The organism is Streptomyces sp. NPDC098789, assembly GCF_044759975.1.
In the GTDB taxonomy this organism is placed as follows: domain Bacteria; phylum Actinomycetota; class Actinomycetes; order Streptomycetales; family Streptomycetaceae; genus Streptomyces.
Genome location: NZ_JBIWAJ010000010.1, coordinates 264,926 through 290,883 on the forward strand (window position 1 = coordinate 264,926; position 25,958 = coordinate 290,883).

Here is a 25,958-nt window from a genome sequence, read left to right on the forward strand (position 1 = left end):
ACCCGTCCCCCGTCCCCCGTGTCCCTTGGACCGCCGGCCAGTTGCCGGTGTCCTCCCGGGCACCGGACGTCGCTGCGGGGCGGTTGCCTCCGGCTCACCGCCGTCACGGGCGGCGGGCACGGATGACCAACAGCTCCTCCCACTCGTCGGCGGGGCGCGCCAGGCCCTGCCGCTCCAGCCAAGCCCGTCGGGAGCGCAGGACCGGCCCCCAGGGCACGGTCGCGCGCGCCGTCACCTCGGCGGACAGGCCGGCGGCCGTGAGCCGGGCCACCGTCGCGTCCGGTCCGCACATCCCCGAATGCACCATGAGCAAGCGACCACCGGGACGCAGCAGGGCCGGAGCCGCTCCGCAGATCCTGTCGATCACCGTGCGCCCGTCGGGCCCGGCGTCCCACGCCCGCTGCGGTCCGTGCGCCGGCAGGCCGGAGGCCGCGGCGGGCACGTACGGCGGGTTCGTCACCACCAGGTCGAAGCAGCGCCCCGCCGTGCGCCGCGCGAAGTCGCCGTGCAGTACGCGCAGGGCGAGACGGTGGCGCCGGGCGTTGATGCGGGCGGTGGCCACCGCGGCCCAGGACACGTCGACGGCGGTGACGTCGGCCCCTGCGTACGCGGCCTGAAGAGACAGCGCGCCGGTGCCGCTCCCGATCTCCAGGACGTTCGTACGGGCCCCAGCTCCTCGCGGGCGAGCGCCCCGGCCAACAGCAGGGTGTCCCCCTGCGGCCGGTAGACACCAGGGAGGGCGAACAGGTCCGCGGGCGACGGGCGCAGGGCCATCGTCGTACTGGGCATCGTGTACCTCCTGGGTCGTCCGCGGCGCAGAGGTGCGCAGCAGCTCGCACCGGTCACGCCGGTCACACCGCGACTGCCCCGGCGAAGGGCCCGCCATTCGACCTCCGGAGATCTTCGACGAGGTGGGCCACGGAGCTGGACGCGCCCCGACACCGGCGGCTCCCGCGCCGCGGGCTGTCCGCCCCCCCCCCGAGACGGCCATGACCGGATGTGCCGAGGGCGGCCGCGAATCCGGTTTCCGGTTGCAGCGCCGCCGCAGGGGTAGGCGCAGCTTGTCGAACAGCCTGGTCCGGTGGGTCGCGGCGCCACCTGATCGCCGTTGTCCCGTGTGCTGCGCGGCCCACGGGTGCCCCACCGGGCTGTGCGCGGCACAGGTCGCGCGCTGGACGGTCCGCCCTGCGAAGCGGACGGCCGTGACGGGCTCCTCACGAACGGCGGGCGGCCATGCGCGTCCACGACTTTGCCGTCGAGGTCACCGAGCAGTCGACGGAGCGGGCAGTGGTGTCCGTCACCGGCGACATCGATTACCACACGTGCCCCATGCTCGTCTCGGTCCTGGACACCCTCGACCTGTCGGGCCGGACCCTGGTGCTCGACCTCGGGCGGAGCACGTTCCTGGGGACCAGCGCACTGCACGTCCTGCTCGCCTTGCGCGCCCGTGCCATCGCCGAGGAGTGGACGCTCGAACTGGCCGATGTTCCGCACCAGGGACAACACGTCCTGGATCTCACCGAAACCCGCTGCCTGTTCATCCTCAGCGACGCCCACCCGGCGGGCTGAGCAAGGGCGTGGCGTTGTACCTGCGTCCGTTCTCGTCATCGGACCCGCGCTCCATCTTCCGCACCACTCGCCTCCCATCACGGGCGGGTGGACTCGCCGGCCACGAGGCTCCGGGCGGTGGAGGGTCGTGGACGCCGTCGCGCGCACGGTACCGGCATCCGATCGGTTCCTGACGGTGCGGAGGCGGGAGAGCCTTCCCGTCCTGCGGGAAGGAGCCGTGGCGCGCATGTCCGCACACACGCTCATGCACGCACACACAGGGGGCGAGGCCTACATGGTCGACGGGAAGCGGGGCAGGTGCGGGGCATCTGACGATTCGACGCACGGGCGGCACGATGCGAAGCGTAGGCGTGGAAGAAGAGCTGCTGCTCGTGGACGCACGAACGGGTGCTCCGATGGCAGTCTCCGGGGCGGCCCTGGCAGCAGCGGACCGCTCGGCATGGCAGCGCCCGGACACGGTCGGTCCGGACCACGAGTTCGAGAAGGAACTGCAGAAGGAACAGTTGGAATTCGCCACCGAACCGGCGGTGGACATGGGCGAGCTCCAACAGGAGATCGTCCGCATCCGCGCCGAGGCGGCCCGGCACGCGGCGAGCGCGGGCGCCGTGGTGGCGGCGGTGGCGACGTCACCCCTGGTGGTACACCCGTCGCTGAACGTGGGCTCGCGCTACCGGTGGATGGGCGACCAGTTCGGGCTGATGGTGCAGGACCAGCTGACGTGCGGCTGCCACGTCCACGTGTCGGTCGCCTCCGACGAAGAAGGCGTCGCGGTCCTGGACCGCATCAGGCCGTGGTTGGCCGTGCTGACGGCGATGAGCGCGAACTCGCCCTTCTGGCAGGGCGAGGACAGCGGGTACGGAAGCTACCGGAGCCGAGTGTGGAACCGGTGGCCCTCCGCAGGCCCCGTCGACCTCTTCGGTTCGGCCGACCGCTACCACGAGCAGGTGCGCGCGATGATCGACACCGGGGTGCTGTGCGACGAAGGCATGATCTACTTCGACGCCCGCCTGTCGGCCACCTATCCCACCGTGGAGGTCCGGGTCGCCGACGTGTGCCTCGACGCCGCCACCCCCGTCCTCCTCGCCGCCCTCATCCGCGCCCTGGTCGAGACGGCGGCCCGCGGCTGGCAGGACGGCAGGCCACCGGCCAGGATCGGCACGAACCTGCTGCGACTCGCCTCGTGGAGAGCCGCGCGCTCGGGGCTGGACGGACCCCTGCTGCACCCCGTGACCATGCGCGAGACGTCCCCCGAGCAGGCCGTCGAAGCCCTGTTCCTGCACGTGCGCGGAGCGCTGGAGGACCACGGCGACGACGAGCGCGTCCGGGAGGCCCTCTCCCACCTGTACGAGCGCGGGAACGGCGCCCGCATCCAGCGCAGGCTGCGCGCGGAGGGACAGAGCCTGGCGTCCGTCGTCACCCGGTGTGCCGCGATGACGATCGGGGCGTTAACAGGCGGGCCGGCCCACCTCTGATCCTCACCGGTGCCGTGTGAGCGAGCGTACGAGGACGATCAGCGCGAAGGCCATCACGAGCAAGTGCACCCAGGAGGGGCCGATCGCCGGGGCCATGGACAGAGAGGTGTAGTGAGGGAACGTCATAGCGCGCTCCTGCCCGCGAAGAGCGGTTTGACTCCCCTCGGGTCGGGCCCCGGGTCGGGCCCCGGCTCGGCTCCGGTCGGCCTCCGCGTGGGACCGCCCCGTTACTTCTTCCCGTCCTCATCCGCCTCTCGGGCACCCTCGGCCTGCGAGGGAGTGCCGCGCTGCGTCTGCGGGTGGCGCTGCCTCCGCTGGGCCTCGTCCATGTCCTCGTCAAGCCGCTCGCCCTCGGCCTGCGAGGGGGTGGAGTACTCGTCGTACTGGCTCATGGCAGGTTCCCCGCCTTCTGAGACTTGGGCTCTCTCACGACAGCTGGATATTCACACATGGCTGGATATCCATACACAAGTAGCGTAACGCCTCCTCCGCCACGCTGCCCCGCCCGCCCGGGCAAGCCCTGGCCGCCGGCCCCGGCCCGGAGGAAGCCGAGGCCCAGCCGGAGGGCGCGGCGGGCCAGCACGCGGTCGTCGCGCAGCCGGCAGGGCCCGGCCGCGGCCAACGTCACGGCCGTGTAGAAGACCGAACGGAGCGTCACCTCCGCGCTCTACAGAGCCGAGACGGTTCCACTCCCCGTGCGGGGCAGCACACCCGTGGCGGCGGGGCCCGGCGTGAACTCGGCCCGGTAGCCGAGCAGCAGGCTTCCGACCGGAGCGAGTAGGCCAGGCTTGCTGTCACAACGGGCGGTCCCGGTGATGTCCGTCGCGGCTTCACACAGCAGCGCCCCGCCGGCCGTCGTGAAGCGGACCGTACCGGCGTAGACGGTCCCGTCGTACTCGGCACGCGCCGCGAGACCGGTGACCTGGAGCGGCAGCAGCCGCAGCCCGGCTCGCACCGCCGTCACCTTCAGCCCGTCCGGCGCGCTCCCGGCGCTCGAAGGCCAGTCGCACACCTGCTGCTGCGGACTGAAGTCCAGCCCTTCGGGGCAGTCCATGATGTACGCCACGTTGTTGGAGCACTGGATGAACCGATCCGCCTGGTCGGGATGGGCGGACAGCCGGTTGGAGGTGCAAGGCCCTGGTGTCACCCCGCCGGCCCCCGGCGCCGCGACCGCGATCCCTGCCAGTGCCGTCGTGCTCAGCACGGCACCCACCCCTACGCCGGTCAGCGAACGACCCCACCCTGCGCGCATATCCTTCTCCTCCACACTGGTCCTTGATCCAAAACGCAAGCTACTGATCCGTGCCGTACGGCGGCCACCACGTTTTCGGACAGCCTTCCGTCCTGATCGCGGCGCCCGTAACGCCGCCCCGGGGATCCGGGGCGTGCGCGGTCAGTCCTCTACCAGGTGCAGCGCATCCGGGATCGCCTACGGGTTCTTCCGCTGCGGTCTCAGCGCCATAGAGCCCGTGCTCGTCATCGTGTGACCGCCCGCTCCCGGCGGCCCGACCGCCCCTCGCGAGCGACCGCTGTCCTGCATCGTGACCTTGCCGTGAACCCGATCGCCATCCACCCGCCGTAATCCGCCACACGAGGGCCGGAACAGGTGCCTGGGCCGTGGTGCGAGGTGGGTCGTGGCCCGGTCGAGGTAGGCCGTCCAGGTCTCCGAGCCCGGCGTCCAAGGCGGGGGACGCCACGGGCGAGGAGGTCGCCCGGTACCCGGATCGCGGGCCGGGCTCAAGGGATGATGATGGTCTTGCCCCGGATCCGTCCGGATTCGCTGAGGTGGTGGACGTCCGCGAGCTCGGCCAGCGGACGTGTCGCACTGATGTCGATGTCGATGCCGATGCCGAGCACGGCCGCGTCGACGAGTTCGACGAGCGCGGCAAGATGCCCGACGTCGTTGCGGGCGACGACGTGTACCGCGCTCACCCCGGAGTCGGCAGCTGGTTCGATCGGGGTTGCGATCGAGACGATCCTCCCGCCCGGCCGCACCAGCGGCGCCAGGGCCGCGGCGTCCGGCGGGCTCAGCGGGACCAGATTGAGCAGGGTGTCCACCCGACTGTCGAGCGCGGCACCCACCGGACCGGCGGTGTAGTCGATCACCTGGTCCGCCCCCTGCCGCAGGACCGCCTCGGCGCTGCGCGGACTGGCCGTCGCGATCACCTCGGCCCCCGCGTGCTTGGCCAGCTGCGTCACGAAGCCGCCGACGCCGCCGCCCGCACCGTTGACCAGCACCCGCTGACCCGTGGCCACCTTCCCGTGCTCGAACACCGCCTGCCAAGCCGTCAGGCCGGCGACGGGAAGCGCCGCGGCATGCGCGAGAGGGACGGATTTCGGCGCCGCGGTCAGCAGGGCGGCGGGCGCACGGACGTACTCGGCAGCCGCACCCCCGCTGTCGAGCCGCCCGATGACCCGGTCACCGACGGCGAAGCCCACCGCCCCCGCGCCGATCTCGGCCACGGTGCCGGCGACGTCCCAGCCGAGGGTGTACGGCAGGTCCACGGGGAAGAACGCCCGCAGCAGGCCGGCCCGCAAGGCGGCCTCGGTGGGATTGAACGAGGTCGCGGCGACATGAACGAGTACGTCACCGAAGGCGGGTCGTGGCCGGGGAACGGCTTCGTAGCGGATCACGGAGGTGTCGCCGTACTCGTGGATCCGCGAGGTCTTCATCATCGTCATGCCGCGAATCTACGACCACACATGGAGACGATCCATGCGTCAAACTGCCCAGTTCATGCGCGTACGTCTCGCACCCCTCTTCTCACCCGTACCCTCAGCCCATGGATGTGCTCAGCGACGTGGTCGCGGTGACGCGGACCGGCCGGCCCCGGTCGGCGCATGTGCGGTGGCATGCCCCGTGGGGGCAGGAGTTCGCCTCCGTCCCCGGTTCGGCGGGCTTCCAGGTGGTCCTGCGGGGTTCCTGCTGGCTCCTGCCGCCGGACGCGGAGCCCGTCCAACTGCACGCGGGCGACGTGGTGTTCCTGCCCCACGGCAGCGGGCACACCCTGGCCGACAGCCCCGAGCGGCTGGTGACACCGGCTGCCTGCGGCCCCGACGACCACGAGCCGCCGCACCACGCCTACGCCACGGACACGGTCGACCGGAGCGGAGACGGGGGTCCGGTCACCGTCGTGCTCTGCGGGGCCTACCAGCTCGACCCGTCCCGCGCTCACCCGCTGTTGCTGACCCTCCCGGATCTGATCCGCCTGCCGGCACACCCGGACCGCCATCCCGCGCTGCGCTCAGCCGTGGAACTCCTGGCGGCCGAGTTGGAGAACCCGCGGCTGGGCACGGACGCAGTCGTTCCCGGGCTCCTGGACACCCTGCTGCTCTACATCTTGCGCATCTGGTTCGACGAACAGCCCGCCCGAGGGGATGCCACCGGATGGGCCGCCGCGCTGAACGACCCGCCGGTCACCGCTGCCCTCCACGCCATCCACCGAGACCCGGCAGCGCCCTGGACCGTGGCAGAACTCGCCGGCGAAGCCGGGCTCTCACGGGCACCTTTCGCCAAGCGCTTCGCCCTGTTGGTCGGTCAACCACCCCTGACCTACCTGACCTGGTGGCGGATGACCACGGCAGCACGCCTGCTGCGGACATCGAACGCACCCTTGAGATCCATCGCCGCCCAGGTCGGCTACACATCCGAGTTCGCCTTCGCCCACGCGTTCAAACGCACGCACGGGACCGCACCCGGCGCGTACCGGCGCGACGGCTGATCCAGAGCGGCAGACGGGTTCCGTGAGACCGTCCCGGTCCGCCTCGTGTCCGGCACCGGCGGGGTCGGGTAGTCCATCCTCGCCGTGCGGGCGGGCCCATCGGTTGGCCACCCGTCGGCCCGGCCGGAGGCGCGCTCGGCCGGGGTAGGGCCTGCCCCACCCCGGCCCAGGGGGTTCGTGGGAGTGCGTGGCGGCCCGGCCGCATGATCGGCTGTCCGTACGGGAGTTACGCGACGGAGGGTGGACGGGTGAAGGTTCGGATCGGGTACGCGGCCTGGGTCGTGGGCGTAGCGCAGTTCTTCGTGATCCACGGTGTCGTCGAGTCGGCGTGGGCGAGGCCGTACAGCTGGGTGCGGAACAACATCAGCGATCTGGGCAATGCGCATTGTGCGCTGCAGCCGGATCCTGAACCTCGGTACGTCTGTTCTCCCGAACACGGCTTGATGAACGTGTCGTTCGTCGCCTTGGGACTGCTGCTCGTCGTGGGTGTGGCGCTGACCGGCGCCGCCCTGTGGCGCAGAGGCCCGGCCGGTGTCCTGGCCCGGTTGATGCTCGCCGGTGCCGGCGTCGGCTTCGTGTTGGCCGGGCTGGCTCCCGCGGACGTGAACGAGAACCAGCACGTCCTGGGCGCGCTTCTGATCATGGCAGTGGGCAACATCGGCCTGGTCCTCGCCGGGTTGGGCATGAAGGAACAGGCTCCGGCCCTGTCGCGGTGGGCGACCAGCCTGTTGGGAGCCACGGCGATCACGGCCCTCGGGCTGTTCCTCTCGCACCGCTACCTCGGGCTCGGCATGGGCGGCATGGAGCGTGTTGCCGCCTTCCCCCTGCTGCTCTGGGCCCTGGCCGTCGGCGCTCGGGGCCTCGTACGTCATCAAGTCCGCGGTGCGGACGCATCGCTGGTTCCCGGACACCCCAGCCGAGTCGGCTGAGGGCGACGCTTGCCGGCCGCACGCACTTGCACGGCCTTCTGCGGGCTGGCCGCGGTCAGGATGGCCGCCCCGTTCTGATCCAAGGGCGGACCTGGGTCCGCGGCCGCATCACCGCGGTGCGTCGGTGAGCCGGTGCCGCAGATGGGCGTGGGCCCAGGCGGCCAGGGGGGTCGGGGTGGTGGTCCGGACGGTGCGGGGTTGTTCGGGCACGAAGCCTTCGCGTAGACCCGTCGACATGCCCAGGACGGCCTCGACCAGGCCGTCGGTCATCCCCGCTTCGCGGAGGCGGGTGCGCATGGCCCCGTCGGTGGTTCTCTCGACGTCGATCGGCCGGCCGGTGGCGGTGGTGAGGATGTCGGCGACTTGGCCCCAGGTGAGGTCGGCGGGCCCGTGGACCGCTTGTACGCGGCGCCCCGACCAGGCGGGCGAGAGCAGGAGGGTGGCGGCGACCTCAGCGATGTCGCGGGGCGCCACCCAGGCCATGGGCTGGTCGAGCGGAAGGACCACCTGGAGGGTCCCCGCCCGCAGGGCGTCGAGTTGCAGCTCCAGATTGGTGAAGAAGTAGCCGCAGCGCAGATGGGCGATGTCGACGCCCGCGCCCGCGGCCACCGCGTCGAGTGCGGTTTCGGTGTGGGCCAGCCCGTCGATCTCGCCGGCGCCGTGGCGCTTTTCGGCGCCGACGCCGCTCTGGAAGACGACGCGGCCGATGCCGTTCTCCGTGACGGCGCGGACCACGCTGCTCGTGGCGCGTGCGTAGTCCGCGAGGGGGTCCTGACCTCCGGTGGTCGGGTCCACCCAGAAGAGGGCGTCCACTCCACGGGTGGCCACCGCGACCGCGTCGGCGTCGTACTGGTCGACCCGGACGGCGTCCACCTCCGCACGGATCCCGGGTGCAAGCCGGCCGGGGTCGCGCAGCAGGACCCTGGGCCGGACGCCGGCGCGGACCAGCGTGGTGACGACGTGCCGGCCGACGTTGCCGGTCGGGGTGGTGACGGCGATCTGCATGGCGTCCTCTCGTTCCGCACGGGCGGTCCCGTTCCGTCCATCGCCCGGGTCGGGTTCGTTCGAGCAGGCCGCGGCAGTCCGACCAGGCGTGTCCGCTCAGCAGGGGCCGCAGCCGAGTGAACGGGGTGAGCGGTCCGGTGGGCGCCTGCCCGCGGAAGGCGGGGTCGATGCCGGCGAGCTCGCGTTCGTTGGCGGCGGTCGGCTCGGCCACGTCGCGGGGCCGCTGCGGTCGCCCGGCGCCCGCCGTGTCCGACGTGCCGCCCGACACGCTGACGTTGCCGCACAATGGAGCCCTCGCAGACGGCGTCCAGGACCCCGCCCCAGGGGATGGTGTAGCTGGCCGTGGTGGTGTCCGCGGTGATGCGGGCTACACCCTGGATCACCACGGGCTGGTTCTGCCGGGATTCGTCGCCGCACACCGTGGGGCGAGTTCGTGGTCGGCGGCGCGCCGGGAGGCGTACGCGAACGACCTCGGACAGGCGAGCAGTTCGGTCGCGGTGACGGCCCGCTCGAACCGCGGCAAGAGCGACCCGGATCCGCTGAGTGGTTGCCGCCGTCCGCGGAAGCCCTGTGCCGGTACGGCGCGGAAGGAGGCGAAGCGGATCTCGACCGAGCTGACTCTTTGTGGGTCAGTGCCAGTAGGAGGGCGAAGACGATCCGGAGTCGTTCCAGGAGATGATCAGGAGAATGATGATGATCGCCAACGGGACGGCGATGAGCAGGGCGCACCCGATGGCACCGGGCAGGTTCTTCCGGCGAAGGCGTTGATCGAGCAGCTTGGCCTCGGGGGTGTCGCTACGCCAGTGCGGCTGGAGCTCCGCGGTGCCGTCGGCGATCGCCCCGGCCACCCGGGCGACGTCTGCGGGGTGGTACGTGCGCCACGTACTCTCGCCCCAAGTGGAGTGCGATACAAGGAGGTTGCTGCGGACTTCGTTGGCATTCGCGGTGGCGTCAAGGAAGGCCGTCCGGATGGTCGGCCAGGCTCGGGCCAGCTGCCTCTCGGATATCCAGGCGACGTGCTCCGGTTCAGCTGCTGCCACGGGCGCACCTACTCTCGGCTCGCATGCAGTTTCTCCCCACCCCGGCCGGATAGGCAACCCTCCTGTGCCGCGCCGCCCGCCGGGCAGGACCTGGGCGCGGGCGACGTCGGGGCCCCCGGCGCCCGGAGCCTCGAAGGCCGCGCCGGATCCCCGAACCGAGTGGGCCCTTGCCTCGGGGAAGTCCCGGGCACCGCCGCGAGGGCCTACCGGCTGCTGACGGCCAGCACCCACGCCGTCCACTGCCGTGTCCAGGATCCGGAGCCAAGGATCCCAGCCTGTCACCACCAACCACCGGATATCTTAGGCAAGTTGCAACGATCAACGCTTACGAAAACTCGCAAGAGCCCAATCCAGGACACTCCGAGGTTCATGCCTGCCGTGGCTGAACGGGGGCCTTGAGCTGGGAGATCGCTGAGCCGCTCTCCTTGTACCGACTGGTGTGGAACTGCCAGTGGTAGGTCGCCGAGATCTGGTCGGCGAGCGATTCGAGGTATTGCGCGGTCTGAGCGGCCAGAGGCGTGTCGGCGTGGGCCGGCCGGCTCAAGGTTATCTCTTCGAACTCGTCCGTGAGCAGGTTGACGTGCTGCACGGCGGCGTTGAACGCCTCCTGCGGGGAGCAGTGCAGGGCGGATTGCATGACGGGGACGAGGTTGAACATCTGCCCGTGGCGGATGACTTCTTTGTGGTACGAGAAGAGGTCGTTCATCAGCCCGCCGATGTGGACCGTGATGTCGCGGGCCCGGCGGATCACAGGCTGACGGATGACTTCGTCGGGCAGGAGGAACCCGCTGGCGTAGTCCGCCAGTTCGACCTCCACCTTCATCCCGGAATCGCTGTAACGGATGTGCGCGTACCGCTCGATGTCGGGAGTTCCGTTCACGTAGATGTCCCTGACCGGCCGTTTCATGGCCTGCAGGCATTCCTCCACGGCCGTGGCCAGTCGCTCCAGAAGAAGCGGCGGGGCGCTGCGCGAGAACATTTCGCGGACCCGTGCAAATCCGACGCTGATCGCTTTCGTATCCGGCAGCGCGCCGGCTGACACGGTGCCGGATCTCAGGGCTTCGACGGCTCTGTCCATCATCTCGGCGGCTTCTGGGGACATGGTGTCATCGAGGCTGGAGCGGTGAGGGCTGTACAGGTCGTCGACGTAGAAGAGTATGTCGTTGAGGAGGCCCATCGGTATGAGCCGGTCGGCCGGGGCCATGGGGAAGAGGTAGCTCGTCATAGAGGTGTAGGCCGCATGACCGGGCTGCGTCAGGCCGAGAGCCAGGCATTCGCCGCGGACGACGGCTTCGGCTCGCGTGGCGTGGGGGCTGGCGTTGCGCGGAGGAAGACCTCGCAGGTCTGAGAGATCAAACGTGGAGGACGGCGTGCGGGCCATGTCGTCTCGTTTCTCCTTCAGCCGCCAGCAGCCGACGCGTGGCTTCGTGCCCGTGCGCCGTGCGGTCGGGGGAGCAGTCCTGCTGCTACGGAGCTTCCATGCCCGACCAATGGGCGTCAAGGTCTCCGGCCCGGGATGTCCGAGGCACGGACATTGACCACCGCGGGGTTGTCGAGGGGGCGCCGACCCAGGGGGCGTCGTCAGGGTGCGGAGCCAGGACGGCGGGCGCGTCGTGCGAGGTGACGGGGGCGAGCAGGCTCCAGGCTGTACCGGGTGCCGACCGGGGGCTGGAAGTCGTACAGGGGGGTGGATCCTCCTGCGGGAGGTGCGGATACGTCAGCCCTGCCCGTCTGTCCGCTGCCTCGTGTGAGCAGCGCCTGCGAAAGACGTGCTGGGAAACGGAACGAACGGCCTGCCGATGGTGGAGCCCCGTCGTACGCGGAGCAAGGAGCTGACCGTCATGAACGGCAAGAAGCTGCAGGAGACGGCACGCCGCGCTGCCGAGGCGCTCCCCGGCTCCGAAAACAGCCGTCCCTTCACCGAGAAGTTGGACGTCTACAAGGTCGCCGGGAAGGTCTTCCTGATCGTCACGGACGATCCCGGTGAGCGGATCATCACGGTCAAGGCGGAGCCGGAGCACGGGCGGCGGTTGCAGGACGAGTGCCCGTCGATCACCGCCGGACGCTATCTCGACAAGACGCACTGGATCTCCGTGGGCGCCGACCGGGGTATTACCGCGGCCCTGGTCGAGACCCTGGTCACCGACTCCTACGATCTGGCACTCCACTCGGCGCCCCGCAGCCGACGCCCCGCCGCGCGGACCTGACCGCCCGCCCCGACCACCTCACCGCCTACCCGAAAGCCCCGCCCCATGGACCACTCCGAACCCGCGGCATCGGTCCCCTCCTCGCCTGAACCAACAACCCCTCCGGCAACGTGCCCGCGGTGTGCGAGAAGGACTGAGCCCTCTGAGCCGGGCCGGAGCCCGGTGCCCACTCGGGGGTGTCGGCGCGGGCCGGTCGGCCGGAAGGCGATGATCGTGCTGAGACGGATCTGACGAGCGAAGGGTGTGGCGGGTGAGCGAAGGCGCGGGGATCACTTCGGCGCAGGAGGCGGCGAACGACGAGCTGGTGCTCGCGTTCGGACGGCTGCAGGGCGCCGCGGGGCGGCTGGAGTACCTGCTGGGTGGTGCGATCGAGGAGGAGTTCGGGATCAGCCACTTGATGTACGAGGTGCTGCTGATCGTGGGCCGGGCGGGCGGTCCGGGCATGTCGATGCGGGCCATCGCGCAGGAGCGGGTCCTGACCACGGGCGGAATGACCCGCCTGGTGGACCGGATGGAGGCGGCCGGCCTGGTGGTGCGCGCCGACGACCCCGCGGATCGCAGGGGCAGGCTGGTGCGGCTCACCGGGCGGGGTGAGGACATCGTGGTGCGGGCCAGCCGGCTGCACGTGGAGAACATCCGCCGCTACTTCCTGGCACCGCTGCCCGAGGAGGCGCGGGAGCAGTTCATGGAGTGCCTGAGGATCCTGTCCCACTCGGCGCGGGACGCACTGCCCCGCCTGCGATAGGGGCCGAAGTCCTGAGGGCGGGGGCTTTCGCCACGCGGGAATACCTGACGCGACAGATACTGTTGAGGCAGGTATATCGCTCCGGTGCGGAGCGACTCCCTCTGCGAAGGCCTTCCTGTGAAACTCGTCTACGTTTTCGACGCCTACTGCGGCTGGTCCTACGGGTTCGCCCCCACCCTGGCCGAGGTCGCCCTGCGTCACCCCGAACTGCCCGTCGAGGTCGTGTCGGGTGGCCTGTTCACCGGGCCGCGGGCCGTGCCGATCCGCGAATTCGGCTATGTCCAGGGCGCCAATGCCAAGATCAGCGAGCTGACCGGTGTCGGGTTCGGGGCGGGGTACGAGCGGCTGATCGCCGACGGCTCGTTCGTCATGGACTCGCTGGACGCCGCCCGAGGGATGGCCGTGCTGCGGCAGGCGGCACCGGAGCGGGCGGTGGAGCTGGCCATGGCCGTGCAGGCCGCGTTCTATCAAGACGGCTTGAGCCTGTCCGACCCCGACACTTACACCCGGATCGCCGCGGCGGCCGGCCTTGACACGCTGGAAGTCGGCGCCGCGCTCACCGCATCCGCCACTTCTCTCGCGGCCGATGCCGACTTCCGGCGGGCGGCCGCCCTGGGCGCGCGCGCCTACCCGACCCTCCTGGCCCAGGACGGCGACCGCACCGCGGTGCTCGCCGTCGGCCACGCCGATCCCGACAAGATCGACGCACTCCTGGCGCAGTTCGGCGCCGCCCGCACCCGGCAGGCTGCGCCCGCGCGCTGAATCTCCGCCGACACACCGGCACGGTCGGCGCCGTCCGGACACGGCGGGGCGAACCTGAACCTCGCGCGACGATCAGCAAACCTCACCCCGCGACACCCCTCACCCCGCAGCACCCCTCACCCGGATACCGGCAAAGGACATGATGATGAGCACTCTCGACTTCAAGGTCATCGACCTGGACTTTCCCGTCGGCTCGAAGAACAAGACCGCCACCCTCATCACCGGTGAGCGCGACGCGTTCCTCATCGACACCGGATTCACCCGCGCCGACGGTCACCGGCTGGCCGCCGAGATCCTGGACTCCGGCAAGAACCTCACCACGGTCTTCATCAGCCATGCCGACCCCGACTACTACTGGGGCGCCGAGGTCATCGCCGATGCCTTCCCCGATGCCGAGATCCTGGCGACACCGCTGGTGATCGAGCACATCAAGGCCGCGTACGAGGGCAAGCTCAAGGCCTGGGAGCCGGTCGGTGCCAACCGCCCCACCCGCCTGGTCGCGATGGCCGAACTGACCGGTGACCTCACCTTCGAAGGCCACGTGTTCCAGCTCAAGGGCGGCCACCCGGGACTGCCCGACCGCCATTACCTGTGGCAGGCCGAACACCGGGCGATCGTCGCCGGCGTCCTGCTCTTCCAGAACGAGCACGTCTGGGTCGCCGACACCGGCAAGCCCCAGGATCGCGCCGTGTGGATCGAGCTGCTGGACGAGATGGCGGCCCTCGACCCCGCCTTCGCGATCCCCGGGCACCGGCTGCCCACCGCCGCCGCCCTGGACGCGAGCCCGATCACCTACACCCGGGACTACCTCACCGCTTTCGAGGACGAGCTGGGCGAGGCCGACAGCGGCGAGGCCCTGACCAACGCGCTGGTCACCCGCTACCCCGAAGCCGGCATGCTCATCGCGGCCCAGCTCGGCGCGAAGGTCGCCAAGGGCGAAATGACCTGGGGCTGACCGACCCACCCCGACCACGGGACCGGCCCCGGGCTCTTCGTCACCGTCGTCCCGTCGTCCCGACGCCCTGTCGCCCCCTTGCCCTGTCGCCCGGTCCGCCGTCGTCCTCGGCGCGGGCATCCACCCGCCGCTCCAGCGCTACGGAGCAGCCGGGCGCGTACCCACCTGCTGCCTGTTCCCCCACCAGCACCTCAACCTCGACCTCGACCTCAACCTCAACCAAGGAAGGCTGTGTCCCATGAGGGAGACCAACGACCGCCACGCCTCCACCGCCCCCGTCGACGTGGTACGCCGCCAGTACATCGCCTCCGCCAACGGCGACCTCGAAGCCCTGCGGGCCACCCTGGCCGACGACGTGGAATGGACCGAGATGGCCGGCTTCCCCCTGGCCGGTACCTACCGCACCCCCACGGGTGTCACCTCCGCCGTCATGGAACAGCTCGGCAAGTCCTGGGACGGCTGGGCCGCCCACGACGACACGTACATCGTCGACGGCGAGAACGTCGTCGTCCTCGCCCGCTACACCGCCACCAACAAGGCCACCAGCAAACCGCTCAACGTTCGCGTCGCCCACCACTTCGTCGTACGCGGCGGATTGATCGTCCGCTTCGAACAGTTCGTCGACACCGCCCTGGTCCGCGACGCCATGCACCCCGGCGCGCAGACAGCACTGGCTGGGACGGCGGGGACCTGAGGCCCTCCCGAAAGGCACACCGGTGGCCGCTCTCGCGGGTGCCCGGAACGGTCAGCGAAGGACCTGAACGGCGTAGAGCGTGCCGATCCCGGCGGCGAGGCTGCCGAGCAGGCACCGGAGCGCTCTTTCGGGCAGGTGCGGCTGGAGGCGAGCGCCGAGATATCCGCCGAGTAGGCCACCCGCACCGCAGGACAGGCCCAGCAGCCAGTCGGGGGCGACGCCGACGGCCGGGGCCAGCGTCGTCGTCGCGCGAGGCGAACACTCCACGACATCCCCTCGACACTCGACACTCGGCACTCGCCAAACGGCACCCGGAACAGGCTCCAGGTCAGGTGCCTCCCGTTCTCGTGAACATCGACCCCGCACCGATCGAGCTCGCCACCGCTAGTGCTGTGACCGGAAAGGTTCACCGTGTCGCGGCGCCCGGCACGGCACCTCTCCCCCAGCTACCGCTGGGAGGTGCCCCCTGCGTTGTCGGACCACGCAAGTACGTCCAGTACGAGCCGTGGCCCTCCGCCTTGCGATGTACCGCACCGGACACCGCGACCCGGCAAACCTTTCCGGCCACAGCACTAGGAAGCCGGGATCGGGTCTCGCCAGATGTCCATCGGAACGGCGCGGACCGCGCGTCCGTCCGCGTCCAGGATCCGGCCCATCCGTTTCACGGTGCGCAGTGACACGCGGCGCTCGGCCACCCGCAGGTCGGGGAACCTGCGGGCGAGTGCGGCTTCCAGGCGCTGGACGTCGGCGAGGGAGCGCTGCCAGACGGAGAGGATGAGGTTGTGCCGGCCGGTGACGGCCACGCACAACCGGATCTCGGGGAGCCTGGCGAGTTGGGGGCCGACCTCGTCGAGCCGGTCAGCGGGGAGGTCGGCCCGGAAGGTTGCCAGGACCGGTCGGCCGGCGTCGCGGGCGGCGATCTCGCAGCGGAAGCGGATCGCGTCGGTGGCGGCCAGCCGGTCGAGGCGGCGGCGCAGCGTGGTCGGGCTCAGCCCGGTGGCGGCGGCCAGCTCGGCTTGGTCGAGGCGGCCGTCGACGCCCAGCCTGATGAGCAGCTCCCTGTCCTCGCGGCGGACTTCGGCGCGCGCTCCGGAGGGCGGCCCGTGGCCCGTCGGGTGCTCGTCGTGGAGTTCCAGGCGCTGGGCGGGGTCCAGTGAGTCCAGTCGCCAGCGGATCCCCTCGGCGTAGAAGCCGGTCGCCAGGTGGGCGTGGACGGTGGTGATCCCCGGGAGCCTGCCCAACCGTTCGGCGGTGTACCGGGAGACCATCGCCAGGTCGGTGAAGGCCGCGGTGACGACGAGGTCGCAGCCCTGGGAGAGGTGCTCGATGGTCATCACGTGCGGGTCCTCGGCCAGTTCTTCGGCGATCTGCAGAATCCGGTCGGGAGCACAGCCGACGTCGAGGTAGGCGACGCAACCACGGTCCTCGGGGTGGGGCAGGCCGTAGGTGGTCACCCAGGCGATCCCGGCCTCCGAGAGCCGTCGCCAGCGGCGCGCCGCGGTGACCGGGCTGATCCCGAGGGTCTGGCCGAGCAGCGACCAGGGTGCCCGGGGCCGCAGCTGGATCGCGTTCACCAGAGCCAGATCCAACTCGTCCACTGTCACATCGGAGCCGGTCACCGTCGACTGCCGGTCGATTCGTTCATCCAAGGGCCTCCTGGTGGTGTGATCCTGCGAAATCGCGGGAAATCCCTGCTGTGGGCTCCAGAATCGCGGAACAAGATCGCTCTGTACAAGTTCCCGTCATACGCGGGCTCGATGGAGGTACCTGTGTCCCTGCACGACGACGCCCTGGCTCTGGCCCCGGACCTGGTCCGGCTCCGCCACGACCTCCACCGGTTCCCCGAGCTGGGCCTTGATCTCCCGCGCACCCAGGAGCGGGTGTTGCAGGCTCTGGAGGGACTGCCGCTGGAAGTGAGTCAGGGCTCCGCGCTGAGTTCGGTCACCGCGGTGCTGCGCGGCGGGCGACCGGGGCCGGCGGTGCTCCTGCGGGCCGACATGGACGGGCTGCCGGTCATCGAGAAGGCCCCGCTGCCGTTCGCGTCCGGCAACGGTGCCATGCACGCCTGCGGACACGATCTGCACACCGCCATGCTCACGGGCGCCGCACACCTGCTCGCCGCACGGCGGGAGCGACTCCACGGCGACGTGGTCTTCATGTTCCAGCCCGGTGAGGAGGGCTGGGACGGCGCCGGAGCCATGTTGGCCGAGGGCGTGCTGGACGCGGCGGGCACGCGCCCGGTCGCCGCGTACGCCCTGCACGTGGCGTCGACCATGCCGCACGGGGAGTTCAGCTCCCGGCGCGGGCCGATCCTCGCCGCCTCCGATGCGCTGAACGTCACCCTCCACGGTGCGGGTGGGCATGGTTCGGTACCTCATCGGGCCAAGGACCCCATCCCGGCGGCCTGCGAGATGGTCACCGCCCTGCAGACCATGGTGACGCGTCGCTTCGACGTGTTCGATCCGGTGGTGATCACCGTTGGACTCCTCCGGGCCGGTACCCAGCGCAACATCATCCCCGAGACCGCCCACTTCGAGGCGACCGTGCGCACCTTCTCCGCCGCCGTGCGGGCCAAGGTCAGCGACACCGTGGTGGAGCTGGTGCGGGCCGTCGCGGCCGCCCACGGCTTGCGGGCGGAGATCGAGTACGTTCCCGGGTACCCGGTGACCGTGAACGACGGGGCCGAGACCGACTTCCTCGCGGACACCGTCCGGGAGGCCTTCGGCGAGGAACGCTTCCGGACGATGGCGAACCCGATGACCGGGTCGGAGGACTTCTCCCGGGTGCTCGACGCCGTGCCGGGATCGTTCGTGTGGCTCGGCGCCGCCCCGAAGGGCAGCGATCCCGACAGCCTGCCGGTCAACCACTCGCCCTACGCGGAGTTCGACGACGCGGTGCTCCCCGACGGAGCGGCGCTCTACGCCGAACTCGCCACCCGCCGCCTCGCGGCCTGAACCCGTACACCAAGGAAGAAGCGATCAAGCACATGACCGAACCGCGCGACGTGGTCGAGCAGCAGCTCGCCGCGTACAACAGCCACGACATCGACGCCTTCGTCGCCACCTACGCCGAGGACGTCACGGTCCGCCGGGCCGACGGAGGCCAACTGCAGGGCCGGCAGGCCCTGCGCGACAAGTACGCCGGACAGTTCGCCGAAGGCCGCTGCCGGGCGGAGATCGTGGGGCGGCTCAGCGAAGGCGACTGGGTGGTCGACCACGAGGTCGCCCACGGCCTGGCCGACGAGCCCGTCCGCGTCCTGGTGGCCTACCGCGTGCGCGACGGCCTCATCGACCGCGTCGACTTCCTCGGTTGAACAGTGCTGGGAGCAGCTGGCCACGTCGGGCCAGCTGCTCCCAGAACGCTGCCGCCCCGACCGGTGCGGCAACAGCTGCTGTGCGCGGCGCGATGTCCCGTCTCCTCGAAGGCGGGCCTCAGCGAGCCGACGGGCGTCTCACCAAAGAGAACCCCTGCAAAGAGGCCGTCCGAGCGCGAGAAGTGCAGAGGATCCTTGCCCGTTCCAGTGCCACGCACGTCAGCTGCGGGGCAGCACGCCCAGGAGGGTTGCGGTCAGAGCCAGCTTCAAGTAGTCCCTCAGCTCCAGGTGGAAGCGGGCCAGGTCGGGCTCGGCCTGGTAGGCCGCCTGCAGGCTGGGCGGGGGAGTGCTGTACGCCGACAGCGCGCCGGCCATGACCATGGTTTGCAGGCTGAACAGAGTCGCGTTCTCGCCCAGCTCCGGCAGGTACTTCAGGAGCAGGTCGGTCATGGCCGTCAGGCGGTCCAGGGAGGCGCGCTTGTAGCGTGCGACGACCTCGACGGAGACGTTGTGTTCCAGGACGCTGCCCTGTGCACCGAAGAGGTCGCACAACACCACTCGGCCGGAGAGCGAGCGGCTGAGCGTCTCGGCCACCGCCGCCGCTCGCTCGGCCATGGGCAGGTTCTCATCGGTGCCGGCGGCCAACTCGCCTGCCAGCTCGGTCAGCCACTCCTGCAGGAAATGGTCCAGCAGTTCCAGCAGCACCGCCTCGCGGGACTCGAAGTAGCGCAGCACGTTCGGCTTCGCCAGTCCCACCCGGCGGCTGAGCTCGTTCAGGGTGACCGCGGCCACGGGCATCTCATCGAGCATCGCCGACGCCGTGTCGAGGATCGCCCGTCGGCGGATCTCCCGCTGCTCTTCGGTTCGCGCCCGCTGGAAAGTCACGATCACCAGCCTAACTTAGGTACCTGCGGTACGTTGACAATGTACCGCAGGTACTTTAACGTCGAAGACACAAGATACCTTCGGTACGTAACAAGGTGGGAGGTCGACATGAGCGACCAGTGGACGACGGCGAACATTCCGGACCAGCGCGGGCGAGTGGCCGTGGTGACCGGGGCCAACACCGGACTGGGATACGAAACCGCCAAGGCGCTCGCCGAGCACGGGGCGTCCGTGGTGCTCGCCGTGCGCAACGTCGAGAAGGGCGAGCGGGCCGCGGCCCGCATGACGGGCGATGTGACCGTCCAGGCCCTGGACCTGACCTCGCTCGACTCCGTGCGGACCGCGGCGGCGTCGTTACGGTCCCGACTCGACCGGATTGACCTGCTGATCAACAACGCCGGCGTGATGTACACCCCGAAGCAGACCACCCGGGACGGCTTCGAGATGCAGTTCGGCACCAACCACCTCGGCCACTTCGCGCTCACCGGGCTGCTGTTGGACCTGATGCTGCCGGTGCCCGGCTCGCGCGTGGTGACGGTCAGCAGCACCGGCCACCGCATCCGAGCCGCGATCCACTTCGACGACCTGCACTGGGAGCGGTCGTACAGCCGGGCCGCCGCCTATGGGCAGTCCAAATTGGCCAACCTCATGTTCACCTACGAGCTGCAGCGCCGGCTCGCCACGCACGGCACCACCGTGGCGGTGGCCGCACACCCCGGCATGTCCAGCACCGAGCTCGCCCGCAACAGCCCCGCGACCCTCCGGCTTCCGCTCACCTGGCTCGCGCCGCTGATCACCCAGGCGCCGGCGATGGGAGCGCTGCCGACCCTGCGCGCCGCCACCGACCCCGCCGCGCTCGGCGGCCAGTACTACGGCCCCGGCGGACGCAACGAGGTCAAGGGCCACCCCCGGCTGGTCACCTCCAGCCCGCAGTCGTACGAGGCGGCCCTTCAGCAGCGGCTGTGGGCCGTCTCCGAAGACCTCACCGGGGTGCGGTTCCCCATCGCCGAGTCCGAGCAGCGCCCGTTTCCCTCCGGATCGGCCACCACCATGTAGCCCGCGCTGCCAGCGGGCGCCGCCTCCTTGTCCGGAAGACCACAGCAATTCCGGGGCAACGCCGACGGCAATGCCCCGCGCACCGTTGCGGTCGGGTCGAGGGCGCGTCGGGCAGCCGCCGACCAGCACTTCGCCGGCGCTGCTATGCCGTGCGGCGTCGTAGCAGGTAGAAGGCGCCGAAGCCCGCCAGGGCGGTGAGGGCGAGGAGGGAGCCGGTCTCGACGGCCTGGAGGGGCCAGAAGTGGGAGACCGGGTGGTACTCGTGGATGTAGTACGAGGTGTGGGCATCCGCGCGGCTCTGGCGAATGAGCTCCGGTACCGAGAGCGGGGTCCCGTCGCTGGAGAACAGCTGGGTCGAGAGGACCATGCCGCTGGGGTAGGGGGCGTCCGCGCTGGTGGTGATGGTGACGGACGGCCAGAAGTGGAAGCGGGCCAGGGAGTAGACGTAGGTGAGGACGGCGGTCGCGGCTGTGGCGGTGGCGAGCGCGGCCATCGCACGGCGCAAGAGGATGCCGGCGAGCGCGCCGAGCGCCAGGCCGAGCAGCGGGTAGGCGAGGGCGAGCGGCGCGGCGTCGTGGTAGACGAAGGGGTCGTAGAGCGACCAGTTGCCGATGCCGAAGCGGTTGTCGCGGACCGTGCGGAAGAGCAGGACGAGGACCGTCATCCCTACGGTGACCGTGGCGGCGGCGAGGGCGAGCTTGGTGGCCAGCCAGCGGGTCGGGGACACGTTCTGGGTCCAGGCGAGCTGGGCGGTGCCCGTTTCGAGTTCGCGGCCGACCAGTGCGGCGGCGGCGTAGGCGGGGAGGAGGTAGGACGGGGCCAGGATCAGCCACTGCACGGCGAGCAGCGCGACTTTGTAGAGCCCGACCGCGGGATGGCTGTCACAGGCCTTCGAGCGCGCGCACTCCGCCATCTCGTCGACGGCGTTGGTGCCGCCCGGGCCGAGCATCCACAAGAGGAGGCCGGCGGTGATGACGACGTACGCGGTCCATATCAGGAGGGACGCACGGTGCAGGCGCAGGACTGCGCGGACAGCCCCGGTGCGGGCTGCGGACGTCGTGCGGGCCGCGGACGTCGTGCGGTGCGGGGCGAGCGTGGCGCCGGTCATGTGGTGATCTCCTGCCGTGCGGACGGTGCGGGGTGAGCGTTGTCGGTGATGAGCGCGGGCGCCCCGGGGTTGCGGAGGTGGGCGAGGAGCACCTCCTGCAGCGAGGGGCGTTCCACGGCCCAGTCGGCGTGGGTGTCGAGGGCGCCGCGCGGGCGGACCAGGGCGGTACGGCCGCGGCCGGTGGGGCGTTCCTCGATGACGTCGGTGCCGGTGAGGTCACCCGTGCCCGTGAGGAGGGTGTGAGCGTCGACGATGTCCTCGGTGCCACCGCTGAGCAGGACACGACCGCCTGTGGTCAGGAGGAGGTGGTCGCACGAGTCCTCCAGCTCGGCGATGACGTGGGAGGACATCACGATGGTGGTGCCGTGTTCGAGGGATTCGGACATCAGGGCACCGGTGAGCTGCTGACGGGCGAGCGGGTCGAGGTCGGCCATGGGCTCGTCGAGCAGCATCAGTTCGGGTCGTTTCCCGAAGGCGAGGGCGAGGGCGACACGGGTGCGCTGACCGCCGGAGAGGGAACGGATCTTCACCTTCGGGTCGAGGCCGTCTCCCGGTGTCTCCCGCGTAGACGATGCGTTCGGCGGCGGCCATGTCCCAGAGCCCGCCCTGGTTGAGTTCCCGACCGAGGCGGAGGGTGGCCTCGACGGTCAGCTGTGGGTGCAGCGGCTTGCCCTGGGCGACGTACGCGACGCGGGGGCGGGCGGTGGCCGGGCTCTCGCCGAGCACGCGCAGCGTGCCGCTCGTCGGGCGGAGCAGGCCGGTGGCGAGCGAGAGCAGAGTGGACTTGCCCGCGCCGTTCGGGCCGACGAGGGCGCAGACGACGCCCTGTGGGAGGCGGAACGACAGGCCGTCCAGGACGGGCTTCGCGCGGCGGCCGTGACCGTACGACATGGTCAGGCCGGTCGCTTCGAGAGCGGCCGGTGAGGCTGTGCGGGCACGTGTCATCGGGTGTCTCCCTGCGGAATGGTCTCGTTCAGCGCGTCCTCGAAGAGTGCGGTGATGTCGTCGCGCTCCAAGCCCGCTCGGTGGGCTTCGGCGATCCAGGCGACGAGGGCCGGGCGGTACGGCGAACCGGCACCGCCGCTGGAGCCCAGGCCCTTCGTGACGAAGGTGCCGAGGCCGCGGCGGCCCTCGACGAGGCCTTCGCGCTCCAGCTCGCGATACGCCTTGAGCACGGTGTTCGGGTTGATCGCCGTCGCCTCGACGACTTCCCGGGCCGTGGGCAGCTTGTCGCCCGGTGCGAGCAGGCCGAGGCGAAGGGCCTGCTTGGCCTGATGCACGATCTGAAGGTACGTGGCGACGCCCGAGCGGCGGTCGATGCGGAACTCGATGGCACCTGACGCGCCGGCACCCTCAGTTCTGTCGACGGGGGCCACGAGCCTCACCTCCCTTTCACTAATTAAGTAGTGAAAGGGTGATCTGTTGTGAGGGTCGATGTCAAATGGCGACGACTTCGCAACGGCGGGCCGCGACCCGACTTCGTCGCCGTAGGAAGCCACCTCCAAACGTCCCTTCCATCAACTCGGCTATCAGGAGGCTGAGTTGATGGCAAGGGTGCGCATGCGGGTGCGGGCGACGGGCAGTCGGGGGCCGGTCGGCGGAGGAACAGCGAAAGGTGGGCGTGGCTCGGTGTCGAGCACGTGTCAGGCATGTGGTTATCCGGGACGCCCGGAGCGGGAGGTCAGGCGAGGGGCTGGGCGCTGCTGAAGAGCCGGCCGGTGGGGCCGTCGGGGCCCAGGGTGGCGGCGCGGACGATGTCGCGCGCACTCTCGGCTGCGGTCCGGTCGGTCTCGTCGTGGCCACGCTCGGGATGGGTGGCGGTGTTGCCGGGATCCACGGCGTTGACCAGGATCGAGGTGTCGGCAAGGGCCCGCGCGAGCACCTCGGTCAAGGCGTTGAGCATGTACTTGGCCATGGAGTAACCCGGGGAACGCATTGGCGCGCCGAGGTCCAGTCCGGTGGCGATCTGCTGTGCGGACAGGCTGGATACGTTCACGATCCGGGCGGCGGGTGCCGACGTCAGCAGCGGCAGCAGCGCCTGGGTCAGCGCCCAGGGGCCCAGCGCGGAGACCTCCAGATGGATACGCACGTGGTCCATGTCGGCGTCCAGTGCGGACAGGGTCTGGAAGTCGGGCATCGCGCTCGCGTTGTTGACCAGAACGTCGAGCCGACCGATGCGCCGGGCAAGGTCGTCGGCTGCCTCGCGCACGCTTGTGGGGTCCGAGAGGTCCAGGCGCAGGGCAGTGGCTTCGTACCCCTCCGCGCGTAGTCGGGCGGCCAGCGGTTCGGCGGCCGCGAGGTCGCGGGCGGTGAGGAAGACGTGGAAGCCCTGATCACACAGCTCCCGGGCGACGGCGAAGCCCAACCCGGCTTGGCGTCCTACTCCGGTGATCACCGCGGTCTTGTCGGTCATGACGTTCCCCTTTCTGGGGGCGAGGAATTGTTCGGCTTGCTGGGCGGTCCCCGTGAAGCGCCCCCCCGGACCCGTCTCCTCGGCAAGCCTGACAGGTGCTCAGCGAGGCCTTGGTGGTCGGATACCGGTGCCCACCGGATCGGGAGACGGCCCGGGAGCTGGGTACCGGGGGCCGGACCTGCGGATGGGGGCTGTGCGGCCGGACGTTTGCGAGCCTATGCGGCAGCTGCGTCGGGGGCGCGGACCTGCTGGGTGAGGAAGAGGGCTGCGCGGTCCAGCGCCTGGTCGGCCTCGTCCAGAACGCCGGCGAAGGACTGGAACACGTGGGGAACGTCGGCGGTGATGTCGAGGATCACGTCCACTCCGGCCGCGCGGGCGCGGGCGGCCAGGCGGGTGGAGTCGTCCAGGAGCACTTCGTTGGTGCCCGCCTGAAGGAGCATCGGCGGGAAGCCGGTCAGGTCGGCGAGGACGGCGGGGCTGAGCATGGGCTGGTGCGGGTCGGCTCCGGCGAGGTACATGGCTGCGGTGTGCTCCAGACGCTCGCGGGTGAAGAGCGGGTCGACGTCCGCCTTGGTATCCAGGGTCTCGCCCGACTGGGTGGCGTCCAGGCCGGGGGAGAACGCCACGATCGCAGCGGGCAGCGGGAGCCCGGCGTCGCGGGCGGCGAGGCAGGTGGCGACGGTGAGGCCGCCGCCGGCGGAGTCCCCGGCGAACGCGATGGCCGAAGGGTCCTCACCGCTGTCGAGCAGGGCGCGATAGGCGCTCAGGGCGTCTTCGATCGCGGCGGGGAACGGGTGCTCGGGGGCGAGCCGGTAGTCCAGCGAGTACGACCTGAAACCCGTCTTGACCACGAGGTGCCCGGTCAGCGAGAGCGCGGTCTCGGGAGATCCGAACACCCAGCCGCCTCCGTGGAGGTACAGGATCGTCCCACCGCGCGGATTGTTGTCCGGCTCGACGCGCAGTGCGGGTCGGTTGCCCAGTGTCGTCCGCGCGGTGCGGATGGCCTCGGGCACGATCATCCGGGACATCAGCGCCGTGAATCCGGCACGCATCGCCTCGACCGACTGAGGCCCCTCAGGCCGCGGCTGCCGCAGTAGCGCGTCGATCCTGGCCCGCTGTTCCTTGCTCACGTGGGTGCTCCCGTCCGAAGTCCATTCCACTACACTATATGCCATGGCATCTACATTGAGCGGTGACCCAGTCGACCTCTCGGACTTCTTCGCCGACCTCGTCCGCTGCGAGACGCGTCTGTACAACGCCCTCAATGACCGTCTTCGCGAGCGGCACGGGATCGTCACCTCGCAGTTCGAGTTCCTGCGCCACCTCCGCGACCACCCGGGGGCCCGGGTGGCGGACCTGGCCGCGGAGTTCGCCGTCGGTATCGGAGCCACCAGCAAGGGCGTCGACCGCCTGGAACGCCAGGGATGGGTCGCCCGCCGGCCGAACCCGTCGGACCGCCGGTCCTCGCTGCTCGCCCTGACCGACGACGGCCTGCGCTTGGCCGACGCCGCAGAAGCCACCTTCACCGAGCGGTTGACCGAACTGATCGCAGGCGGCATCAAGGCTTCCCCCGTCACGGCCGCCGCGCGGGCCCTCTCGGAACTGCGCACCTCCCTGGAACGTGACCAGGTCGGCACACCCACCGGCTGACGCGTCTGCACAGCCGGCCGGTACGGCAGCGTCCGGTCATGACCGTTGGATCCGACGGTTGGGGCCTGCGGAGAAACAAGTCGTTGCTTCCGTCGTTGCTCGTCGTTGTTGTGCTATGGGGATATCCGAGGGGACCGAGACGGGGCTGGCGGCGAAGTTCCAGGCGTTGTTGCCGCATCTGGATGAGCGTCAGCGCCGGTTGGCCATAGGAGCGGAGGCCCGGTCGCTGGGGCATGGCGGGATCAGGACGGTGGCCCGGGCGGCCGGGGTGCGTGAGGGCACCGTGTCCCGCGGGGTTGCTGAACTGGAGGCCGGTGAAGCTCCATTGGGCCGGACCTGACGGGAGGGTGGAGGCCGCAAGCGCGCGGTGGACCTCGACCCTGGGCTGCGGCAGGCGCTGCTGGCCCTCGTCGAGCCGGACGTGCGCGGCGAT

General features: G+C 70.6%; 27 protein-coding genes and 4 pseudogenes. 14 read left to right on the plus strand and 17 right to left on the minus strand.

What is annotated here, in order from left to right; genetic code table 11:
• Window positions 1-103: 103 nt before the first annotated feature.
• Window positions 104-789 (minus strand): annotated as a pseudogene (locus ACIQWR_RS21805) (HemK2/MTQ2 family protein methyltransferase).
• 444 nt (window positions 790-1,233) lie between these two features.
• Here ACIQWR_RS21805 and ACIQWR_RS21810 point away from each other — a divergent pair.
• Together ACIQWR_RS21810 and ACIQWR_RS21815 are read left to right on the plus strand one after the other, a co-directional pair.
• Entirely contained in the window at window positions 1,234-1,569 is a 336-nt protein-coding gene (locus ACIQWR_RS21810; RefSeq protein WP_404011942.1) for an STAS domain-containing protein, read from the plus strand.
• 335 nt (window positions 1,570-1,904) lie between these two features.
• Window positions 1,905-3,041 carry a glutamate--cysteine ligase gene (locus tag ACIQWR_RS21815; protein ID WP_404011945.1) on the plus strand — a complete coding sequence of 379 codons (1,137 nt, stop codon included), beginning with the start codon at window positions 1,905-1,907 and terminating at the stop codon, window positions 3,039-3,041.
• A gap of 3 nt (window positions 3,042-3,044) precedes the next feature.
• On the opposite strand, the gene ACIQWR_RS21820 is transcribed toward ACIQWR_RS21815, so the two are convergent.
• From ACIQWR_RS21820 to ACIQWR_RS21835, 4 genes are all read right to left on the minus strand, one after another.
• Entirely contained in the window at window positions 3,045-3,167 is a 123-nt protein-coding gene (locus tag ACIQWR_RS21820; RefSeq protein ID WP_404011947.1) for a hypothetical protein, read from the minus strand.
• 101 nt (window positions 3,168-3,268) lie between these two features.
• Window positions 3,269-3,433, minus strand: a complete 165-nt coding sequence (locus tag ACIQWR_RS21825; protein ID WP_404011950.1) for a hypothetical protein — start codon at window positions 3,431-3,433, stop codon at window positions 3,269-3,271.
• A gap of 275 nt (window positions 3,434-3,708) precedes the next feature.
• Entirely contained in the window at window positions 3,709-4,245 is a 537-nt protein-coding gene (locus ACIQWR_RS21830) for a chitin binding peritrophin-A domain-containing protein (protein WP_404011952.1), read from the minus strand.
• 533 nt (window positions 4,246-4,778) lie between these two features.
• The gene (locus ACIQWR_RS21835) at window positions 4,779-5,723 is read right to left on the minus strand and encodes an NADP-dependent oxidoreductase (RefSeq protein WP_404011955.1); all 945 of its coding nucleotides are present in this window, start codon (window positions 5,721-5,723) and stop codon (window positions 4,779-4,781) included.
• A 101-nt stretch (window positions 5,724-5,824) separates the two neighbouring features.
• Between ACIQWR_RS21835 and ACIQWR_RS21840 the strand changes: the two genes are divergently transcribed.
• Window positions 5,825-6,763 carry an AraC family transcriptional regulator gene (locus ACIQWR_RS21840; RefSeq protein WP_404011958.1) on the plus strand — a complete coding sequence of 313 codons (939 nt, stop codon included), beginning with the start codon at window positions 5,825-5,827 and terminating at the stop codon, window positions 6,761-6,763.
• Window positions 6,764-6,966: 203 nt separating this feature from the next.
• A complete protein-coding gene (locus tag ACIQWR_RS21845; protein WP_404011961.1) occupies window positions 6,967-7,692 on the plus strand; it encodes a DUF998 domain-containing protein in 726 nt (241 codons plus the stop codon).
• A gap of 108 nt (window positions 7,693-7,800) precedes the next feature.
• Here the strand turns inward: ACIQWR_RS21845 and ACIQWR_RS21850 are convergent, their stop codons facing one another.
• The 3 genes from ACIQWR_RS21850 to ACIQWR_RS21860 form a co-directional block, all read right to left on the minus strand.
• On the minus strand, window positions 7,801-8,697 hold the full coding sequence (locus tag ACIQWR_RS21850) for an NAD(P)H-binding protein (RefSeq protein ID WP_404011964.1): 897 nt from the start codon (window positions 8,695-8,697) through the stop codon (window positions 7,801-7,803).
• Between the two features lie 629 nt (window positions 8,698-9,326).
• Window positions 9,327-9,737 (minus strand): hypothetical protein, encoded by a 411-nt coding sequence (locus tag ACIQWR_RS21855; RefSeq protein ID WP_404011967.1) that lies wholly within the window; start codon window positions 9,735-9,737, stop codon window positions 9,327-9,329.
• A gap of 367 nt (window positions 9,738-10,104) precedes the next feature.
• On the minus strand, window positions 10,105-11,118 hold the full coding sequence (locus tag ACIQWR_RS21860; RefSeq protein ID WP_404011969.1) for a terpene synthase family protein: 1,014 nt from the start codon (window positions 11,116-11,118) through the stop codon (window positions 10,105-10,107).
• A 460-nt stretch (window positions 11,119-11,578) separates the two neighbouring features.
• Between ACIQWR_RS21860 and ACIQWR_RS21865 the strand changes: the two genes are divergently transcribed.
• The 5 genes from ACIQWR_RS21865 to ACIQWR_RS21885 all read left to right on the plus strand — a co-directional run bounded on the left by ACIQWR_RS21865 (window position 11,579) and on the right by ACIQWR_RS21885 (window position 15,100).
• Window positions 11,579-11,944, plus strand: a complete 366-nt coding sequence (locus ACIQWR_RS21865; protein WP_404011972.1) for an MmcQ/YjbR family DNA-binding protein — start codon at window positions 11,579-11,581, stop codon at window positions 11,942-11,944.
• A gap of 250 nt (window positions 11,945-12,194) precedes the next feature.
• Entirely contained in the window at window positions 12,195-12,689 is a 495-nt protein-coding gene (locus ACIQWR_RS21870) for a MarR family winged helix-turn-helix transcriptional regulator (RefSeq protein ID WP_404011975.1), read from the plus strand.
• A 117-nt stretch (window positions 12,690-12,806) separates the two neighbouring features.
• Window positions 12,807-13,451, plus strand: coding sequence for a DsbA family protein (locus ACIQWR_RS21875; protein ID WP_404011977.1), 645 nt, complete (start codon window positions 12,807-12,809; stop codon window positions 13,449-13,451).
• Between the two features lie 145 nt (window positions 13,452-13,596).
• Window positions 13,597-14,406 (plus strand): MBL fold metallo-hydrolase, encoded by an 810-nt coding sequence (locus ACIQWR_RS21880; protein WP_404011980.1) that lies wholly within the window; start codon window positions 13,597-13,599, stop codon window positions 14,404-14,406.
• Window positions 14,407-14,644: 238 nt separating this feature from the next.
• A complete protein-coding gene (locus tag ACIQWR_RS21885; protein ID WP_404011983.1) occupies window positions 14,645-15,100 on the plus strand; it encodes a nuclear transport factor 2 family protein in 456 nt (151 codons plus the stop codon).
• 51 nt (window positions 15,101-15,151) lie between these two features.
• Here ACIQWR_RS21885 and ACIQWR_RS21890 read toward each other — a convergent pair.
• A pseudogene (locus ACIQWR_RS21890) lies at window positions 15,152-15,316 on the minus strand (sulfite exporter TauE/SafE family protein); the annotation flags it as partial.
• 356 nt (window positions 15,317-15,672) lie between these two features.
• Entirely contained in the window at window positions 15,673-16,749 is a 1,077-nt protein-coding gene (locus tag ACIQWR_RS21895; protein ID WP_404011986.1) for an Lrp/AsnC family transcriptional regulator, read from the minus strand.
• 120 nt (window positions 16,750-16,869) lie between these two features.
• On the opposite strand from ACIQWR_RS21895, the gene ACIQWR_RS21900 reads away from it, so the two are divergent.
• Window positions 16,870-18,054, plus strand: a complete 1,185-nt coding sequence (locus ACIQWR_RS21900; protein ID WP_404011989.1) for a M20 family metallopeptidase — start codon at window positions 16,870-16,872, stop codon at window positions 18,052-18,054.
• 32 nt (window positions 18,055-18,086) lie between these two features.
• Window positions 18,087-18,413, plus strand: a complete 327-nt coding sequence (locus tag ACIQWR_RS21905; RefSeq protein ID WP_404011992.1) for a nuclear transport factor 2 family protein — start codon at window positions 18,087-18,089, stop codon at window positions 18,411-18,413.
• A gap of 219 nt (window positions 18,414-18,632) precedes the next feature.
• On the opposite strand, the gene ACIQWR_RS21910 is transcribed toward ACIQWR_RS21905, so the two are convergent.
• On the minus strand, window positions 18,633-19,298 hold the full coding sequence (locus ACIQWR_RS21910; RefSeq protein WP_404011994.1) for a TetR/AcrR family transcriptional regulator: 666 nt from the start codon (window positions 19,296-19,298) through the stop codon (window positions 18,633-18,635).
• Window positions 19,299-19,406: 108 nt separating this feature from the next.
• On the opposite strand from ACIQWR_RS21910, the gene ACIQWR_RS21915 reads away from it, so the two are divergent.
• Complete coding sequence (locus tag ACIQWR_RS21915) at window positions 19,407-20,354, plus strand: SDR family NAD(P)-dependent oxidoreductase (RefSeq protein WP_404011997.1); 948 nt, start codon at window positions 19,407-19,409, stop codon at window positions 20,352-20,354.
• 142 nt (window positions 20,355-20,496) lie between these two features.
• Here the strand turns inward: ACIQWR_RS21915 and ACIQWR_RS21920 are convergent, their stop codons facing one another.
• From ACIQWR_RS21920 to ACIQWR_RS21945, 6 genes and pseudogenes are all read right to left on the minus strand, one after another.
• Window positions 20,497-21,462 (minus strand): ABC transporter permease, encoded by a 966-nt coding sequence (locus ACIQWR_RS21920; protein WP_404012000.1) that lies wholly within the window; start codon window positions 21,460-21,462, stop codon window positions 20,497-20,499.
• Entirely contained in the window at window positions 21,459-21,992 is a 534-nt protein-coding gene (locus tag ACIQWR_RS21925; RefSeq protein WP_404012003.1) for an ATP-binding cassette domain-containing protein, read from the minus strand. The genes ACIQWR_RS21920 and ACIQWR_RS21925 overlap by 4 nt, the downstream gene beginning before the upstream one ends.
• Before the next feature lie 136 nt (window positions 21,993-22,128).
• Window positions 22,129-22,407: pseudogene (locus ACIQWR_RS21930) on the minus strand (ATP-binding cassette domain-containing protein); the annotation flags it as partial.
• Window positions 22,404-22,838 carry a GntR family transcriptional regulator gene (locus ACIQWR_RS21935; RefSeq protein WP_404012006.1) on the minus strand — a complete coding sequence of 145 codons (435 nt, stop codon included), beginning with the start codon at window positions 22,836-22,838 and terminating at the stop codon, window positions 22,404-22,406. The pseudogene ACIQWR_RS21930 and the gene ACIQWR_RS21935, both read right to left, overlap by 4 nt.
• Before the next feature lie 305 nt (window positions 22,839-23,143).
• Complete coding sequence (locus ACIQWR_RS21940; RefSeq protein ID WP_404012009.1) at window positions 23,144-23,875, minus strand: SDR family NAD(P)-dependent oxidoreductase; 732 nt, start codon at window positions 23,873-23,875, stop codon at window positions 23,144-23,146.
• Window positions 23,876-24,090: 215 nt separating this feature from the next.
• The gene (locus ACIQWR_RS21945; protein WP_404012011.1) at window positions 24,091-25,005 is read right to left on the minus strand and encodes an alpha/beta hydrolase; all 915 of its coding nucleotides are present in this window, start codon (window positions 25,003-25,005) and stop codon (window positions 24,091-24,093) included.
• Window positions 25,006-25,048: 43 nt separating this feature from the next.
• Here ACIQWR_RS21945 and ACIQWR_RS21950 point away from each other — a divergent pair, with 43 nt between their 5' ends.
• Window positions 25,049-25,525 (plus strand): MarR family winged helix-turn-helix transcriptional regulator, encoded by a 477-nt coding sequence (locus ACIQWR_RS21950; RefSeq protein ID WP_404012014.1) that lies wholly within the window; start codon window positions 25,049-25,051, stop codon window positions 25,523-25,525.
• A 115-nt stretch (window positions 25,526-25,640) separates the two neighbouring features.
• A pseudogene (locus ACIQWR_RS21955) lies at window positions 25,641-25,958 on the plus strand (ISAzo13 family transposase); the annotation flags it as partial.

Bases quoted from the DNA above. Each gene is read 5' to 3' on its own strand.
- ACIQWR_RS21950 (WP_404012014.1), top strand. From the start codon at position 25,049: ATGGCATCTACATTGAGCGGTGACCCAGTCGACCTCTCGGACTTCTTC.
- ACIQWR_RS21920 (WP_404012000.1), bottom strand. From the start codon at position 21,462: ATGACCGGCGCCACGCTCGCCCCGCACCGCACGACGTCCGCGGCCCGC.
- ACIQWR_RS21825 (WP_404011950.1), bottom strand. From the start codon at position 3,433: ATGAGCCAGTACGACGAGTACTCCACCCCCTCGCAGGCCGAGGGCGAG.
- ACIQWR_RS21860 (WP_404011969.1), bottom strand. From the start codon at position 11,118: ATGGCCCGCACGCCGTCCTCCACGTTTGATCTCTCAGACCTGCGAGGT.
- ACIQWR_RS21810 (WP_404011942.1), top strand. From the start codon at position 1,234: ATGCGCGTCCACGACTTTGCCGTCGAGGTCACCGAGCAGTCGACGGAG.
- ACIQWR_RS21840 (WP_404011958.1), top strand. From the start codon at position 5,825: ATGGATGTGCTCAGCGACGTGGTCGCGGTGACGCGGACCGGCCGGCCC.
- ACIQWR_RS21905 (WP_404011992.1), top strand. From the start codon at position 18,087: ATGACCGAACCGCGCGACGTGGTCGAGCAGCAGCTCGCCGCGTACAAC.
- ACIQWR_RS21940 (WP_404012009.1), bottom strand. From the start codon at position 23,875: ATGACCGACAAGACCGCGGTGATCACCGGAGTAGGACGCCAAGCCGGG.
- ACIQWR_RS21845 (WP_404011961.1), top strand. From the start codon at position 6,967: ATGATCGGCTGTCCGTACGGGAGTTACGCGACGGAGGGTGGACGGGTG.
- ACIQWR_RS21885 (WP_404011983.1), top strand. From the start codon at position 14,645: ATGAGGGAGACCAACGACCGCCACGCCTCCACCGCCCCCGTCGACGTG.
- ACIQWR_RS21865 (WP_404011972.1), top strand. From the start codon at position 11,579: ATGAACGGCAAGAAGCTGCAGGAGACGGCACGCCGCGCTGCCGAGGCG.
- ACIQWR_RS21850 (WP_404011964.1), bottom strand. From the start codon at position 8,697: ATGCAGATCGCCGTCACCACCCCGACCGGCAACGTCGGCCGGCACGTC.
- ACIQWR_RS21915 (WP_404011997.1), top strand. From the start codon at position 19,407: ATGAGCGACCAGTGGACGACGGCGAACATTCCGGACCAGCGCGGGCGA.
- ACIQWR_RS21835 (WP_404011955.1), bottom strand. From the start codon at position 5,723: ATGACGATGATGAAGACCTCGCGGATCCACGAGTACGGCGACACCTCC.
- ACIQWR_RS21820 (WP_404011947.1), bottom strand. From the start codon at position 3,167: ATGACGTTCCCTCACTACACCTCTCTGTCCATGGCCCCGGCGATCGGC.
- ACIQWR_RS21815 (WP_404011945.1), top strand. From the start codon at position 1,905: ATGCGAAGCGTAGGCGTGGAAGAAGAGCTGCTGCTCGTGGACGCACGA.
- ACIQWR_RS21880 (WP_404011980.1), top strand. From the start codon at position 13,597: ATGAGCACTCTCGACTTCAAGGTCATCGACCTGGACTTTCCCGTCGGC.